Genomic DNA, 16775 nt, shown 5'->3' on the forward strand with positions numbered 1-16775 from the left:
CATATACTATGGCTAAAATAAAAGATAAGAATACAGTAAAGAGATTTAATAAAATCTCAATAGGTTTAGCGTCTCCCGAATCAATTCTTGCTGAGTCGAGAGGAGAGGTGCTTAAGCCTGAAACAATTAACTATCGTACTCACAAACCTGAGCGCGATGGTCTTTTCTGTGAGCGTATTTTTGGTCCTGTTAAAGATTACGAATGTGCTTGTGGAAAATACAAAAGAATCCGTTATAAAGGGATTGTTTGTGACCGATGTGGTGTTGAAGTTACTGAGAAAAAAGTACGTAGAGACAGAGTTGGTCATATTAACTTGGTAGTACCAGTTGCACACATTTGGTATTTCCGTTCTTTACCAAACAAAATAGGATACTTGTTAGGATTACCATCTAAGAAATTAGATATGATTATCTATTATGAGCGTTATGTGGTTATTCAACCAGGTATTGCTAAAGGTCCTGAAGGTGAAGAGTTAAAACGTTTAGACTTTTTAACTGAAGAAGAGTACTTAAATATTTTAGATACCCTTCCTCAAGAAAATTTATATTTAGAAGATTCAGACCCTAACAAGTTTGTTGCTAAAATGGGTGCTGAGTGTATTGAAGAGTTATTAAGAAGAATAGACTTAGATAGTTTATCTTATGACTTAAGACACAAAGCAAACAACGAAACTTCTAAGCAACGTAAAACAGAAGCATTAAAACGTCTTCAGGTTGTTGAAGCTTTTAGAGAGTCTCAACGAAACCGTGAAAACAATCCGGAATGGATGGTGATGCGTGTTGTTCCTGTGATTCCACCGGAATTACGTCCGTTAGTACCATTAGACGGAGGACGTTTTGCTACTTCAGATTTAAATGACTTATATAGACGTGTTATTATTAGAAATAACCGTTTAAAGAGATTAATGGAGATTAAAGCTCCTGAGGTTATTTTACGTAACGAAAAACGTATGCTTCAGGAATCTGTAGATTCATTGTTTGATAATACTCGTAAGTCATCTGCTGTTAAAACGGAATCTAACAGACCATTAAAATCACTTTCAGATTCATTGAAAGGTAAGCAAGGTCGTTTCCGTCAAAACTTATTAGGTAAGCGTGTTGACTATTCTGCTCGTTCTGTAATTGTTGTAGGACCAGAAATGAAGTTGTTTGAGTGTGGTTTACCTAAAAACATGGCAGCTGAGCTTTACAAGCCTTTCGTAGTTAGAAAATTAATTGAAAGAGGTATTGTAAAAACGGTTAAGTCTGCTAAGAAGATTATAGATAAGAAAGAGCCGGTAGTTTGGGATATTCTTGAAAACGTAATTAAAGGTCACCCAGTATTACTTAACCGTGCCCCTACGTTACACCGTTTAGGTATTCAGGCGTTCCAACCTAAATTAATAGAAGGAAAAGCGATTCGTCTGCACCCATTAGTATGTACCGCATTTAACGCGGATTTCGATGGTGACCAGATGGCGGTTCACTTACCTTTAGGGCCAGAGGCTATTTTAGAGGCGCAATTATTAATGTTAGCTTCTCATAATATTCTTAACCCTGCTAACGGTTCTCCTATTACGGTACCATCTCAGGATATGGTCTTGGGTCTATATTATATGACCAAACAAAGAAGATCTACCGAGAATGAAACCGTTGCAGGTGAAGGGTTAACATTCTATTCTGCTGAAGAAGTAAGTATTGCTTTTAACGAGAAGAGAGTTAACTTAAATGCTGTTATTAAGGTAAGAGCTAAAGATTACAACGAAGAAGGAGAGCTTGTATACCAAATTATAGAAACAACTGTAGGTAGAGTATTATTCAACCAAGTTGTTCCAGAAAAAGCAGGTTATATTAATCAGGTATTAACTAAAAAATCTTTACGTGATATTATTGGTAATATCCTTAAAGTTACTAGTGTGCCTGAAACTGCTGATTTCCTTGATAGAATTAAGGATATGGGTTATAAGTTTGCGTTTGAAGGTGGGTTATCATTCTCATTAGGGGATATTATTATTCCTCAAGAAAAACATGGAATGATTGCTGAAGCTAACGAGCAAGTAGATGGAATTATGATGAATTATAACATGGGTCTTATTACAAATAATGAGCGTTATAATCAGGTGATTGATGTATGGACATCTACAAATGCGATGCTTACAGAGCTTGCAATGAAACGTATTAGAGAAGATAATCAAGGGTTTAACTCGGTATTTATGATGCTTGACTCAGGGGCTCGTGGATCTAAAGAACAGATTCGTCAGTTAACTGGTATGCGTGGATTAATGGCGAAACCTAAGAAATCTAACTCTGGTGGAGGTGAAATTATTGAAAACCCAATTCTTTCTAACTTTAAAGAGGGACTTTCAATTTTAGAATACTTTATTTCTACGCACGGTGCTCGTAAAGGTCTTGCGGATACGGCATTAAAAACTGCCGATGCTGGTTACCTTACTCGTCGTCTTGTAGATGTATCTCAAGATGTTATTATTAACACAGAAGATTGTGGTACATTAAGAGGTTTAGAAGTAGAGGCACTTAAGAAGAATGATGAAGTTGTAGAATCTTTAGGAGAACGTATCTTAGGTAGAGTTTCTTTACATGATGTATTTGATCCGTTAACTGAAGAGTTATTAATTGCTGCAGGAGAAGAAATTACTGAAGTTCATGTGAAGAAAGTAAACAACTCTCCAGTAGAATCTGTAGAAGTACGTTCTGCATTAACTTGTGAAGCTGAACAAGGTATTTGTGCTAAGTGTTACGGTAGAAACCTTTCAACTGGTAAAATGGTTCAAAAAGGTGAAGCTGTAGGTGTAGTTGCTGCTCAGTCAATTGGTGAGCCTGGTACACAGTTAACACTACGTACCTTCCACGTTGGGGGTACTGCAGGTAACATTTCAGAAGAAAACAAGTTATTTGCTAAGTTTGATGGTCGTGCAGAGATTGATGATCTTAAGACTGTTAAAGGTGAAGATGCTGAAGGAAATGCAGTGGATATTGTAATTTCTAGAACAACAGAATTGAAATTAATAGATGAGAAAACAGGTATTACTTTAAGTACAAGTAACATTCCTTATGGTTCTCAAATATTTATAGATAACGGAGTTAAGCTTTCTAAAGGAGATGTAATCTGTCAGTGGGATCCATATAACGGTGTAATTGTATCTGAATTTGCAGGTAAAATTGCATACGATGGAATTCAACAAGGGGTTACTTACCAAGTAGAGATTGATGAACAAACTGGTTTCCAAGAAAAAGTAATTTCAGAATCAAGAAATAAGAAAATTATTCCTACGTTATTGATTCAGGATGCTAAAGGAAACACGTTACGTTCTTACAACTTACCGGTAGGTGCGCACATTATGGTAGATGACTCTGAGAAAATTAAAGAAGGTAAAGTTCTTGTAAAAATACCACGTCGTTCTGCAAAAGCAGGGGATATTACAGGGGGTCTTCCTCGTGTTACAGAATTATTTGAAGCACGTAACCCATCTAACCCAGCGGTTGTTTCTGAAATTGACGGTGTTATTTCTTTCGGTAAAATTAAAAGAGGTAACCGTGAGATTATCGTTGAGTCTAAATTAGGAGAGATTAAGAAGTATCTTGTGAAACTTTCTAATCAGATCTTAGTTCAAGAGAACGATTATGTTAAAGCGGGTATGCCACTTTCTGATGGATCAATTACTCCAGATGATATCCTTAAAATTAAAGGGCCATCTGCAGTACAACAATATCTTGTAAATGAAGTACAGGAAGTATACCGTTTACAAGGGGTAAAAATTAACGATAAGCACTTTGAGGTTGTAGTACGTCAAATGATGCGTAAAGTTAGAATTGAAGATCCGGGAGATACATTATTCTTAGAAGGACAATTAGCTCATAAGATTGACTTTATTAAAGAAAATGATAGCTTATTTGGTAAGAAAGTTGTTGAAGATGCTGGAGATTCTGGTAAATTAAAACCAGGTCAAATTATTACATTACGTGAATTAAGAGATGAGAATTCTATCTTAAGACGTTCTGATAAGAGTTTAGTTGTAGCTAGAGACGTTATTACGGCTACTGCAACTCCGGTATTACAGGGTATTACTAGAGCCTCTCTACAAACTAAGTCGTTTATTTCTGCGGCTTCGTTCCAGGAGACAACTAAAGTATTAAATGAGGCTGCTGTTAACGGTAAAGTAGATGGCTTAGAAGGTCTTAAAGAGAATGTTATTGTAGGACATAAGATTCCTGCAGGTACTGGTATGAGAGAATATGATAACATCATTGTTGGTTCTAAGGAAGAATATGATGAAATTATGTCTCGCAAACAGGAAATTAATTTTTAAATAGTGTTTTATCATGAGTGAACAAGAAAAAAAACAAGGACAGATTAACATAGAACTTGATGAAAAAATAGCAGAAGGTACTTATTCTAACCTAGCTATCATTAATCACTCTGTGTCTGAGTTTGTAGTTGACTTTATTAGTATGATGCCTGGTACACCAAAGGCAAAGGTTAAGAGTAGAATTGTTCTTACTCCTCAACATGCCAAGCGTTTATTAAAGGCACTTAATGATAATGTTCAGCGCTTTGAGAGAGCTCATGGTGAAATTAAAGATTATGAACAACCACCCATTCCAATGAATTTTGGACCAACTGGTGAAGCATAATCCATAAAATCAAAACCCTGAACTAGCAGTTCAGGGTTTTTTATTTCTATAAATAGCAATAGCTACAATTTTATTAATTTTGTAAGCTTAAAGAGAAAATAATGAAAAGAGTAGTAGTAGGACTTTCAGGTGGAGTAGATTCGAGTGTTACCGCATACTTGTTACAACAACAAGGCTATGAGGTGATTGGGCTGTTTATGAAAAACTGGCACGATGATTCGGTTACTATCTCAGATGAATGCCCATGGTTAGAGGATAGTAACGACGCTATGATTGTGGCAGATAAATTAGGGATTCCTTTTCAGACAGTAGATCTTAGTGAAGAATATAAAGAACGTATAGTAGACTATATGTTTAATGAATATGAAAATGGTAGAACGCCTAACCCAGATGTACTTTGTAATAGAGAAATTAAGTTTGATGTTTTTATGAAAATAGCATTGGGCTTAGGTGCAGATTATGTGGCTACCGGGCATTACTGTAGAAAGGGTATTATCGAAAAAGATGGTAAGGAAATATATCAATTGCTTGCTGGTATAGATAACAATAAGGATCAGTCTTATTTTTTATGTCAGTTATCGCAAGAGCAGTTGGCTAAAACATTGTTTCCTATTGGAGAATTAACGAAGCCAGAGGTGAGAGCTATAGCTGCTGAAGCTGGTTTAATTACAGCAGAGAAAAAAGATTCACAAGGGCTATGTTTCATAGGTAAAGTGAGATTGCCAGAGTTTTTACAACAAAAACTAAAACCTAAGGAAGGTGTTATTGTTGAAGTCCCTGATAGCATAGAAACTTATCATAAGGCAGTTCCAGAATTTCAAACAAAGGAAGAGGAATTAAGCTTTTATGCTGCTAAACCTACCTACCATTTAGCCGATGGTAAAGTAGTGGGGAAACACCATGGTGCTCATTATTTTACAAAAGGTCAGCGTAAAGGGTTAAATGTAGGAGGTACGGTAGAACCTTTGTTTGTAATAGATACTGATGTAGAAGAAAATGTAATTTATACAGGACAAGGTAAAATGCATCCTGGACTGTATAGAAGAACTTTATTTGTGAAAGATGAAGAATTACATTGGGTAAGAGAAGACTTAGCTCTTAAGGATGGAGAAACCATGGAAGTAATGTCTAGAATAAGATATCGTCAACCCTTGCAAAAAGCTATTGTTTACAAAACAGAAGGCGGAGCTTATGTAGATTTTGAAGCACCACAGAGTGCTATTACCGAAGGTCAATTTGTTGCCATGTATATAGCCGATGAATTGGTAGGTTCGGGAGTTATTTCATAAATTGCTGAAAAATATTCATTTTGAGAAATTATTTATTTGTACTTATTTTTTTATTAGGAGCCTATACTACATGGGCACAAGAACATGCTTGGGTATATTTTACAGATAAACCAAATGCGTCTGTTGCTTTGGCTAGTCCGTTATCTATACTTACTCAAGATGCTTTAGACCGTAAAGCGGCTCATAACATAAGTATTGATGTTAGGGATGTTCCTGTAGATGAAACCTATATTACTACTATTAAGAACCAAGCTGGTATTACGGTAATGGCAAAATCTAAATGGATGAATTGTGTACATGTAATAGGAACTCAAAGTGATATCAATGCATTAGAAAGTTTAAGTATTGTAGACAGTGTATTTTTTGCTGATAATAGCTTAAATGCAAAAGTTGCTGCTACGGCTAAAGATTTAGAGCAAACCAATAAGTTTGATCTAATGGAAAATTTTGTCTACGGTAATACAGATAATCAAGTAACCATGCTTAATGTGGATGTGTTACACCAAAACGATTATACTGGTGAGGGGTTGGTGATTGCGGTGTTAGATGCTGGTTTCCCTAATGTAAACACGCTTAACGGTTTTCAAAGATTAAGAGATAATAATGATTTGCTAGGGGGATATGATTTTGTATTAAGAAGTACAGATTTTAATAATCCGTCTTTAAGTCAGCATGGTACTATGGTACTATCAGATATGGCGGGTTATGTACAAGATATGTTTGTAGGTACTGCACCAGATGCCAGTTATTATTTATTTAGAACTGAAGATGCGCCAAACGAGACCCCTGTAGAAGAATCTTATTGGGTAGAAGCAGCAGAACGTGCAGATAGTTTGGGGGTAGATATCATAAACAGTTCTTTAGGGTATACTACTTTTGATGAAGTCAGATATAATCATACCATGGCAGATATGGATGGTAATACAGCCTTTGTAACCAAAGGAGCTAATATAGCCGTAGAAAAGGGTATTTTAGTAGTGAATTCTGCTGGTAACTCAGGTAATAGTAGTAGCTTTTATAGTATTGGAGCCCCTGCTGATGGAAATGTGTTTACTATTGGGGCGGTGGATGCTAATGGTAATTATGCTTCATTTAGTTCTATTGGTCCTAATGCAAACGGAACGGTGAAACCAGATGTAATGGCAAAAGGGGCTGGAAGCGCTATTATCAATTATCAAGATCTTTTAACAACGGCTAGTGGAACCTCTTTTTCATCGCCAATTATGGCTGGTTCTGTAGCTTGTTTGTGGCAGGTAGCCCCAAGTAAAACTAATTTAGAAATTATGCAGCTGGTAAGAGAATCGGCTTCTCTATATAATAATCCAACAGATTTAATGGGATACGGTATACCAGATTTTAGCATGGCAATGAATAATTTATTGGCAGTGAATACGGTAGAAGCAGATTTTAATGTTTACATATATCCTAACCCGGTAGCCGATAAGTTATATATATCAAATAGCAGAAATAGTTCTTTTAGTATTCAAATTTTTAATACCTTAGGGAAACAAGTTTTGGCAGTTACTAATACCAAAGAACCGTTTGTAGATGTGTCTACTTTAAAAAGAGATATTTATATAGTAAAAATACAGGTAGGTGACTTAGCTAAAACAATTAAGCTAATAAAAGAGTAAATGCAACTCAATACCATAACGTCACTGTTTAAGATACACTATCCTATTGTTCAAGGAGGAATGATTTGGGCAAGCGGATGGAAGTTGGCATCGGCAGTTAGTAATGCTGGTGGATTAGGTTTGTTAGGAGCTGGGTCTATGTATCCAGATGTACTTCGAGAACATATTGAGAAATGTAAAAAAGCAACCGACAAGCCATTTGGGGTAAACGTTCCTATGTTATACCCTAATATTGAAGAAATCATAGAAATAATTATTGAAGAAGGGGTGAAGATTGTATTCACTTCTGCTGGAAATCCTAAAACTTGGACTACTTATCTAAAAGATAAGGGGATAACCGTTGTGCATGTGGTTAGTAGTGTAAAGTTTGCCAAAAAAGCAGAAGAAGCTGGTGTAGATGCAATTGTAGCAGAAGGTTTTGAAGCAGGTGGACATAACGGAAGGGATGAAACCACCACATTAACGTTAATACCTATGGTAACAAAGGCAGTTAAGATTCCTGTTATTGCCGCAGGAGGTATTGCTACAGGTAGTGCTATGCTTGCTGCAATGGCTATAGGTGCTAGTGGAGTTCAATTAGGAAGTAGGTTTTTGGCTAGCCCTGAAGCATCATCGCATATAAATTTTAAAGAAAAAGTTGTAGCTGCCAGTGAAGGCGATACGTTGTTAACGTTAAAAGAATTAGCTCCTGTTCGTTTATTAAAAAATAAATTCTTTGAAGAAGTACAAGCACTTTATCAAGAAGGAGCTTCTGTAGAAGCATTAAAAACGCATTTGGGTAGAGGACGTGCTAAACTTGGAATGTTTGAAGGTGATTTAGAAAATGGAGAATTAGAAATAGGTCAGGTTTCTGGTCTTATAGATGATATTAAGCCAGTAGCTGAAATTATTAAAGATCTCATTGCAGAGTTTAAAGAGGCACAGCACCGTATAACATCTATTGAACTTTAATAATTATGGAAAAGGTTCAATTAATTGAATGCCCAAGAGATGCCATGCAAGGCATAAAAGAGTTTATACCTACTGAAAATAAAATACAATATATACAAGCGTTATTAAGGGTAGGTTTCGATACTATTGATATAGGAAGCTTTGTTTCGCCTAAAGCCATTCCGCAAATGGCAGATACCGCTACCGTAATAAAAGCACTCAACTTAACAACTACAAATAGTAAATTATTAACTATAGTTGCAAATGTTAGAGGTGCTGTAGAGGCTTGTAGCATGGATGAAATTACTTATCTAGGCTTTCCTTTTTCTATTTCTGAAATTTTTCAAATGCGTAACACGCACAAGACTATATCAGAATCGTTAAAGACATTGGAAGAAATAAGTAGTTTAGCGTATAAAAATGATAAAAAAATAGTAACTTACCTATCTATGGGGTTCGGAAATCCGTATGGAGATCCTTGGGATGTGGATATTGTAGCAAATTGGACTGACCGTTTACATGAAATGGGAATTACCATTTTGTCTTTATCAGACACCATTGGAGTGGCCAAGCCCGATACCATAAGCTATTTATTTTCTAATTTAATTAAGGCGTATCCGCAAATAGATTTCGGCGCGCATTTGCATACCTCCAAATTAACCTGGTTTGAAAAAGTAAATGCAGCTTTCGAGTCGGGATGTAGAAGATTTGATGGAGCTATACAAGGATATGGTGGGTGCCCAATGGCTAAAGATGAATTAATAGGTAATATGCCAACAGAAAAATTGGTGTCTTACTTTACATCAAAAAAAGTAGATGCGAATATGAGCGCTATGAGTTTTGAAAGTGCCTATAATGAGGCTTCTAAAATTTTTAAAAAATATAGATAAGATACATTTGCCCTTGAATGGTTCGATTTCTGTTCATATTATTGTTATTTCCTCTTCGGTTGTTGGGGCAACAACCGAATTATTTTATTTCAGATTCTTCTGAGATTTATCTTCAATTAGCAAAAGAAGCTACTTTTAAAGATACAGAAAAAGCAATTTCTTATTTAAATAAGTCAGAGAGCTATCTTAGTAAATCTATAAAAAAGCATAGTAAAGAACTATTGGCTGATATTTTATTGACAAAAGGTAGAATTTACTACGTAAAGGGTGAATATGCTGTTTCTTATAGAGCGGGTACTGCTGCCTACCAATATTATACACAGTTACGTAATGAGTATGGAAAGGCTAGAGCATTAAACTGTCAAGGCTTGGTGTTACAAGCCATAGGTAATCATGCTAGGGCATTGGAACTTTTTAAAAGTTCTTTGGATAGTTATGATAAAAGCCCTTTGAAAGATAATTTCTATGCTGTATATGTAAACATAGCTATAAGTCTTATTGAAAAGCGGCAATACAAAGATGCTAAGACCTATTTAAATGATGTATGGGTGTATGCTAAGCGGTCTAAAGATTATCATTACCAACATTTAGCATATAATAAATTAGGAAGTATAGCGTGTTTAGAGCAAAAATATGAAGAAGCTATAGATTATTTTTCGTTGGTGATAACTGATAAAGCAGAACCTACCATTTGGGAAAAGGCTTTTGCATATACGGGTATAGCTGGAGCTTATGAGGCGTTAGGAAAAACCGATGCAGCTTTAAAATATGGGTCTAAAGGGTTAGAATATGCTAAGGTTATTAATGCTAAGTGGGATTTGCAACAGAGTTATGATGTTTTATTTAAGATAGAAGAAGATCTTGGTAATTATAAAAAAGCCTTACAATATAACAAACTAGCCGAAGCTTATAAAGATTCCTTGTACAATCAAATACGTATTAATCAACTCGATTTGCTAGAAATGCATAGAGATGAAGACGAACGTAAAACTTTAATTGCAGAAAATAAATACAAGGATATTACTATAAAGCGAAATAATATAATCATCATATTTAGTATATGTTCTTTATTATTTCTTACATGGATAATGTACCAGAATAAGAAACGGATAACAATAGAAAAAGAATATACAAGATTAATTCAAATTCAGAATGAAGAAGTAGAGGCTCAGAACGAAACTATTCAGAATCATAACAAGATTTTAGTAAAACATAATCAGGCAAAAGATAAGCTTATATCTGTATTTTCTCATGATCTTAGAGCGCCAATAATTTCTATGGAGCAATTATTAGAGTTGATGGTAGATGGAGAGTTTACCGAAGAAGAGACAAAAGATTTGTTAGAAGAGTTGTTACTGCAAGTAAGGTCTACTTCATTTATGCTTAACGACCTTTTAAAATGGGCCAAAATGCAGTTAGATGGTTTAGAGGTAAACCCAGTACAGGTAAATATTGTAAAAAAGGTAGAGGTAATTATTAGTTCTTTTAATTTGAGTTTAAGACGTAAAGAAATTACGATAGTTCATACACCTGAAGAGCTAGAAGAGCCTTACGTGATGGTAGATGAGGCACATGTAAATATTATTTTACACAACCTCATAGCAAACGCAATAAAATACACCGATGTACATAAGAGTATCAAGGTAACTTATACCCAAAGTAATCAACATATTATTATTTCTGTATTGAACGAAGGTATTGTTATATCAGATGAAATGATTGCTCAAATATTAGGTAGTAATAGAACAGTGTCATCAGAAGAAGGTACTATGAAAGAAAAAGGAGAGGGGTTAGGACTACTGCTTATAAAACGCTTTATTAGTGTAAACAATTGTGAGCTAGATATTAAGTCTTATAAAGGTGTGGGTTCAGAGTTTTTAGTTACACTTCCAAAATTTATATCATAAAAATAATCAATAAGGCTTCTGTTTTTATTTAAATGCCTTATATTTGCATGCAATTTATTATAAATTGCATCATGAAATCACACGTAGCAAAATTTGTAGGAGAAGGACTTACTTATGACGATGTTCTTTTGGTTCCTAACTACTCAGAGGTATTACCACGCGAAGTCAGCATACAGACTAAATTTTCAAGAAACATAACCCTAAATGTACCTGTTGTATCTGCAGCTATGGATACAGTTACTGAAGCTGCTATGGCTATAGCTATGGCTAGAGAAGGTGGTATAGGTGTTTTACATAAAAACATGACAGCTGAAATGCAAGCTGCCCATGTTAGAAAAGTAAAAAGGGCAGAAAGCGGAATGATATTAGATCCGGTTACGTTGCCTTTAACTGCTACTGTTAAAGATGCAAAGTCTAATATGGCAGAGCACAGTATTGGGGGTATTCCTGTTGTTGATGCAGATGGAATACTAAAAGGTATTGTTACCAATAGAGATTTAAGATTTGAAAAAAATGATTCTCGCCCTATTGTAGAAGTAATGACTTCTGAAAATCTTGTTACAGCCGGTGTTGGTATGTCTTTAGCACATGCAGAAGATATTCTACAGGAAAATAAAATTGAAAAATTACCAATTGTTGATGATTCTTATAAATTAGTAGGTCTTATTACTTTTAGAGATATTGCTAAATTAACTAAGAAACCTTTAGCTAATAAAGATGAATATGGTAGACTACGTGTAGCAGCCGCTATTGGTGTTACAGGTGATGCTGTAGACAGAGCAGAGCATTTGGTAAATGCTGGTGTAGATGCTGTGATTATTGATACTGCACACGGACATACTAAAGGGGTAGTATCTGTTTTAAAGTCTGTAAAAGAGAAGTTTCCTAATTTAGATGTTGTGGTTGGTAATATTGCTACACCTGAAGCAGCTTTATATTTAGCAGAGAATGGAGCAGATGCTGTGAAGGTAGGTATTGGTCCTGGATCTATTTGTACAACTAGAATTGTAGCAGGTGTTGGTTTCCCACAGTTATCAGCAGTAATGGAAGTTGCTGCGGCACTTAAAGGTACCGGAGTTCCTGTTATTGCAGATGGTGGTGTTCGTTACACTGGTGATATACCTAAGGCTATTGCTGCAGGTGCAGATTGTGTAATGTTAGGGTCTATGTTAGCGGGTACCAAAGAGTCTCCAGGAGAAACTATTATTTACGAGGGTCGTAAGTTTAAGTCGTACCGAGGTATGGGTAGTGTAGAGGCTATGAAGAAAGGTAGTAAAGATAGATACTTCCAGGATGTAGAAGACGATATTAAGAAACTAGTTCCTGAAGGAATTGTAGGTCGTGTACCGTACAAAGGAGACTTGTTTGAAAGTATGCACCAATTTATAGGTGGTTTAAGAGCAGGTATGGGGTATTGTGGTGCCAAAGATGTGGAAACACTTAAAGAGACCGGACGCTTTGTTAAAATTACTTCTAGTGGTATTAACGAGAGTCACCCTCATAATGTAACTATTACAAAAGAGGCTCCTAATTATAGTAGATAATTAAATAGCTTTAACAATATAAAAAAACGGGTACATTAAGTATCCGTTTTTTTTTGTGCTTATCTTTTTAGAAAGGTATGTGTACAAACAAAAAATCCGATTCATAATTGAATCGGATTTTTCTTTTAAGCGAAATATTGTTAAACGTTTATTATTTTACTTTTTCTACGATTGCTTTGAAAGCTTCAGGGTGGTTCATAGCTAAGTCAGCTAAAACTTTTCTGTTAAGTTCTATGTTGTTAGCTTTAACTTTACCCATGAATTGAGAATAAGATAAACCGTGTAATCTGGCACCTGCGTTAATACGGGCAATCCATAATGCACGAAACGTTCTCTTTTTATTTTTACGGTCTCTGTACGAATATTGCATCGCTTTTTCAACCGCGTTTTTGGCAACTGTCCAAACGTTTTTACGTCTACCAAAGTAACCTTTGGCTTGTTTCATTACCTTTTTTCTGCGAGCTCTACGAGCTACCGCGTTTACTGATCTTGGCATAATTTTTTAAGTTTTTTGTAGTAGGCGGTAATAATTGTATTACACTTTGTTAAGGCCTAACTCCAGGGTTAAACAATTTTAATTTAATTGAACCGAAAGAACAATTGATTACTTTAAACGTAATTGTTCTTTAATGCTGTTAACATCATGATCGTGAACTAATCCACTGTGCGTTAACGCTAGCTTACGCTTTTTAGATTTTTTAGTCAAAATGTGACTTTTAAAAGCGTGCTTTCTTTTAATTTTTCCAGAACCTGTAAGCTTAAAACGCTTCTTGGCACTAGACTTAGTTTTCATTTTAGGCATCTTCTTTCCTCTTTAATTATTTCGCTTAAATCTTTATACTATATAAATAGTTTATTTTGGTGCTTTTTTTGGAGCAATAAACATAGTCATACGTTTACCTTCCAATTTAGGCATTTGTTCTACTTTACCAAGCTCTTCTAATTCTTGAGCTAAACGTAATAATAAAATCTGCCCTTGATCTTTATAAACAATAGATCGTCCTTTAAAGAAAACATATGCCTTTAACTTAGCTCCATCTTTCAAGAACTTCTCAGCATGTTTCTTTTTAAATTCATAATCGTGATCATCTGTTTGCGGACCAAATCTAATTTCTTTTACGACTACCTTAGAGGCTTTAGCTTTTAAAGCTTTATCACGCTTCTTCTGTTCGTACAGAAACTTTCTGTAGTCCATTATTTTACAAACAGGTGGTTTTGCGTTTGGTGATATTTCTACCAAGTCAAGCTCCATCTCTTGCGCTAAAGCAAGTGCTTTTCTAGTAGGATAAACATCCATCTCAACATTATCACCAACTAAACGAACTTCCGGTACACGAATTTTCTCGTTGATTCTATGTTGATCTTTCTCCTCTCTAGGATTCCTGTTAAAATTTCTTCTAATAGCTATGGCTAAAAATTTTTAATTAAACTTTATTTAAACGGTTTTAATATACTATTAATTTCGGTTTTTATCAAATCTGCAAAAGCTTCAATCGTCATAGTTCCTAAATCTTCTCCACCATGCTTTCTAACTGATACAGTTTGTTCTTTAGCCTCGTTCTCCCCAACAATCAACATATACGGTAATTTTTGAGTCTCTGCGTCTCTAATTTTTTTACCCATTGTCTCACTTCGGTTATCAACGAGGGCGCGAATTTCGTGATTTTCTAATAAATTTAAAACATTTTCGGCATATTTTTCATATTTCTCACTAAGAGACAGTATGATACACTGCTCTGGCATTAACCAAATTGGGAAATTTCCGCCGGTATGTTCTAGTAAAATTGCTACAAAACGTTCCATACTTCCAAATGGTGCACGGTGTATCATAACAGGTCTGTGTAACTTATCATCGCTACCTTTATAAGTAAGATCAAAACGTTCTGGTAAGTTATAATCTACTTGTATAGTACCTAACTGCCAACTTCTACCCAAAGCATCTTTAACCATGAAGTCTAGCTTTGGTCCGTAAAATGCAGCTTCTCCAGTTTCAACAACGTAGTTAAGTCCTTTTTCTTTAGCAGCGTTGATAATAGCAGTTTCTGCTTTTTCCCAATTTTCATCGCTACCAATATATTTATCTGGGTTTTCAGGATCTCTTAATGATACTTGTGCAGTAAAGTTTTCAAATCCTAACGATCCAAATACATATAATACTAGGTCAATTACATTTCTAAATTCTTCATCTAATTGTTCTGGTGTACAGAAAATGTGAGCATCATCTTGAGTAAACCCTCTAACTCTGGTTAACCCATGTAATTCTCCACTTTGCTCATATCTGTATACAGTACCAAATTCTGCAAAACGTTTTGGTAGTTCTTTATAACTCCAAGGTTTAGAATTGTAAATCTCACAATGGTGAGGGCAATTCATTGGCTTTAATAAAAACTCTTCACCTTCCGCCGGTGTATGTATAGGTTGAAAACTATCAGCTCCGTATTTAGCATAGTGACCAGAAGTTACATATAGTTCTTTTTGACCAATATGAGGAGAAACTACTTGTTCGTATCCTGCTTTTTGTTGCGCTTTTTTCAAAAATTGCTCTAAGCGTTCTCTTAAGGCAGCTCCTTTAGGTAACCATAACGGTAACCCTTGACCTACTTTTTGTGAAAAAGTAAACAATTCTAATTCTTTACCTAATTTTCTGTGGTCACGTTTTTTTGCTTCTTCTAATAACTCTAAGTATTCTTTAAGTTCTTTTTGTTTAGGGAACGATATTCCGTAAATACGGGTAAGCTGTGGTTTATTTTCATCACCTCTCCAATATGCTCCAGCAACGTTTAGTAATTTTACAGCTTTAATAATACCAGTGTTAGGTATGTGTCCTCCACGACATAAATCTGTAAAAGTATCATGGTCACAAAAAGTAATAGTACCGTCTTCAAGGTTTTCAATTAATTCAACCTTAAATTCGTTATTCTGATTTTTGTAGTAGGCTAAAGCATCTGCTTTTGTTACTGCACGCATTTTGTAATCATGTTTTCCTCTAGCTATTTCTAACATCTTGTTTTCAATGGTAGGGAAATCTTTTTCAGAAATGCTGTGCTCACCAAAATCTACATCATAGTAAAATCCATTATTAATAGCAGGTCCTATAGTTAGCTTTACGCCAGGATAAAGTTCTTCTAGAGCCTGAGCCATTACGTGAGAAGTAGAGTGCCAAAAGGCTTTCTTCCCCTCGTCGTTGTTCCATGTATATAATATAAGAGAACCGTCGGTGGTTAATGGAGTGGTGGTTTCAACGGTGGTACCGTTAAATTTTGCTGATATTACATTTCTTGCCAAACCTTCACTTATGCTTTTGGCTACATCCATTGGAGTTGAGTTTGCTTCGAACTCTTTGACTGATCCGTCCGGTAAAGTTATTTTTATCATTATATTATAATTATAAGGTCTGCAAAGATAATAGGTTGTTTGAATGATTACAATAATATTCTATTATATATTATAGGTATTTGTATTTCTGTGTAGGATATTAAAGGTTTAATCAGTTTTATGTTGTCTCTACAAAGAGTTGTATGTAATCTGTACTATATATATGTGTATTCTTGTGTAGTTTTATATTGTGATTTCAGAAGTGTGTATGGATAAAAGTATAGTAGGTTAGAGGATGTTTAATCCTTTTTTAAAAAAGATTTGTTTGTAACTAGCTAGTTAACAGTGTCTAGTGTTTTTTATTTAAAAAAAGGTTAAGAAAAGCTTGGAAAAAGGTTAATAATGTTTCTATATTTGCACCCGCTTTCAGGGAAAGCAGTTCTTTAAAATATTGAGTAAGTATAAAGCTTTGAGTGATTTTTTTAAGAGACGGAAGTTTCGAAAAAAAAGATGAAAAAAGATTTGGATTAAGAGGAATAAAGTTTTTATATTTGCACCCGCTTTCGGAGAGAAGGCGAAAAGATAAAGAAGATAAGTTCATTGAAAATATTGTTGACAGCACGACTTTGTAGAA

13 protein-coding genes are annotated in these 16775 nt (G+C 35.0%); 8 read left to right on the forward strand and 5 right to left on the reverse strand.

The window, feature by feature from the left end:
* The first annotated feature begins 8 nt into the window (after window positions 1-8).
* From rpoC to guaB, 8 genes are all read left to right on the forward strand, one after another.
* Window positions 9-4307: a DNA-directed RNA polymerase subunit beta' gene (gene rpoC / locus Y10_RS16785; RefSeq protein WP_281766577.1), complete on the forward strand. Its 4299-nt coding sequence runs from the start codon at window positions 9-11 to the stop codon at window positions 4305-4307.
* 13 nt (window positions 4308-4320) lie between these two features.
* Window positions 4321-4632, forward strand: a complete 312-nt coding sequence (locus Y10_RS16790; protein ID WP_281766578.1) for a DUF3467 domain-containing protein — start codon at window positions 4321-4323, stop codon at window positions 4630-4632.
* Window positions 4633-4730: 98 nt separating this feature from the next.
* Window positions 4731-5921, forward strand: a complete 1191-nt coding sequence (mnmA, locus tag Y10_RS16795; protein ID WP_281766592.1) for a tRNA 2-thiouridine(34) synthase MnmA — start codon at window positions 4731-4733, stop codon at window positions 5919-5921.
* A 20-nt stretch (window positions 5922-5941) separates the two neighbouring features.
* On the forward strand, window positions 5942-7555 hold the full coding sequence (locus Y10_RS16800) for a S8 family serine peptidase (RefSeq protein ID WP_281766579.1): 1614 nt from the start codon (window positions 5942-5944) through the stop codon (window positions 7553-7555).
* Window positions 7556-8506, forward strand: coding sequence for an NAD(P)H-dependent flavin oxidoreductase (locus Y10_RS16805; protein ID WP_281766580.1), 951 nt, complete (start codon window positions 7556-7558; stop codon window positions 8504-8506).
* Window positions 8507-8511: 5 nt separating this feature from the next.
* Window positions 8512-9375: a hydroxymethylglutaryl-CoA lyase gene (locus Y10_RS16810; protein WP_281766581.1), complete on the forward strand. Its 864-nt coding sequence runs from the start codon at window positions 8512-8514 to the stop codon at window positions 9373-9375.
* A gap of 17 nt (window positions 9376-9392) precedes the next feature.
* The gene (locus Y10_RS16815; protein WP_281766582.1) at window positions 9393-11282 is read left to right on the forward strand and encodes a tetratricopeptide repeat-containing sensor histidine kinase; all 1890 of its coding nucleotides are present in this window, start codon (window positions 9393-9395) and stop codon (window positions 11280-11282) included.
* A 71-nt stretch (window positions 11283-11353) separates the two neighbouring features.
* Window positions 11354-12826 (forward strand): IMP dehydrogenase, encoded by a 1473-nt coding sequence (gene guaB / locus Y10_RS16820; RefSeq protein WP_281766583.1) that lies wholly within the window; start codon window positions 11354-11356, stop codon window positions 12824-12826.
* A gap of 151 nt (window positions 12827-12977) precedes the next feature.
* On the opposite strand, the gene rplT is transcribed toward guaB, so the two are convergent.
* The 5 genes from rplT to Y10_RS16845 all read right to left on the reverse strand — a co-directional run.
* Complete coding sequence (rplT, locus tag Y10_RS16825; protein ID WP_281766584.1) at window positions 12978-13322, reverse strand: 50S ribosomal protein L20; 345 nt, start codon at window positions 13320-13322, stop codon at window positions 12978-12980.
* 108 nt (window positions 13323-13430) lie between these two features.
* Window positions 13431-13628, reverse strand: a complete 198-nt coding sequence (gene rpmI / locus Y10_RS16830; protein ID WP_281766585.1) for a 50S ribosomal protein L35 — start codon at window positions 13626-13628, stop codon at window positions 13431-13433.
* 51 nt (window positions 13629-13679) lie between these two features.
* Complete coding sequence (gene infC, locus Y10_RS16835; protein WP_309297845.1) at window positions 13680-14228, reverse strand: translation initiation factor IF-3; 549 nt, start codon at window positions 14226-14228, stop codon at window positions 13680-13682.
* A 29-nt stretch (window positions 14229-14257) separates the two neighbouring features.
* On the reverse strand, window positions 14258-16201 hold the full coding sequence (gene thrS / locus Y10_RS16840; protein WP_281766586.1) for a threonine--tRNA ligase: 1944 nt from the start codon (window positions 16199-16201) through the stop codon (window positions 14258-14260).
* Window positions 16202-16490: 289 nt separating this feature from the next.
* Window positions 16491-16775: hypothetical protein (locus Y10_RS16845; protein WP_281766587.1), on the reverse strand; the 285-nt coding region annotated here is incomplete at its 5' end.

It is taken from the genome of Neptunitalea lumnitzerae (assembly GCF_027924185.1).
Lineage (GTDB): Bacteria > Bacteroidota > Bacteroidia > Flavobacteriales > Flavobacteriaceae > Neptunitalea > Neptunitalea lumnitzerae.

What these genes read in the sequence shown, in the direction of transcription:
- Y10_RS16805 (WP_281766580.1), top strand. Translation starts at nt 7,556, where the DNA reads ATGCAACTCAATACCATAACGTCACTGTTTAAGATACACTATCCTATT.
- Y10_RS16815 (WP_281766582.1), top strand. Translation starts at nt 9,393, where the DNA reads ATGGTTCGATTTCTGTTCATATTATTGTTATTTCCTCTTCGGTTGTTG.
- Y10_RS16790 (WP_281766578.1), top strand. Translation starts at nt 4,321, where the DNA reads ATGAGTGAACAAGAAAAAAAACAAGGACAGATTAACATAGAACTTGAT.
- Y10_RS16810 (WP_281766581.1), top strand. Translation starts at nt 8,512, where the DNA reads ATGGAAAAGGTTCAATTAATTGAATGCCCAAGAGATGCCATGCAAGGC.
- thrS (WP_281766586.1), bottom strand. Translation starts at nt 16,201, where the DNA reads ATGATAAAAATAACTTTACCGGACGGATCAGTCAAAGAGTTCGAAGCA.
- rpoC (WP_281766577.1), top strand. Translation starts at nt 9, where the DNA reads ATGGCTAAAATAAAAGATAAGAATACAGTAAAGAGATTTAATAAAATC.
- rplT (WP_281766584.1), bottom strand. Translation starts at nt 13,322, where the DNA reads ATGCCAAGATCAGTAAACGCGGTAGCTCGTAGAGCTCGCAGAAAAAAG.
- rpmI (WP_281766585.1), bottom strand. Translation starts at nt 13,628, where the DNA reads ATGCCTAAAATGAAAACTAAGTCTAGTGCCAAGAAGCGTTTTAAGCTT.
- guaB (WP_281766583.1), top strand. Translation starts at nt 11,354, where the DNA reads ATGAAATCACACGTAGCAAAATTTGTAGGAGAAGGACTTACTTATGAC.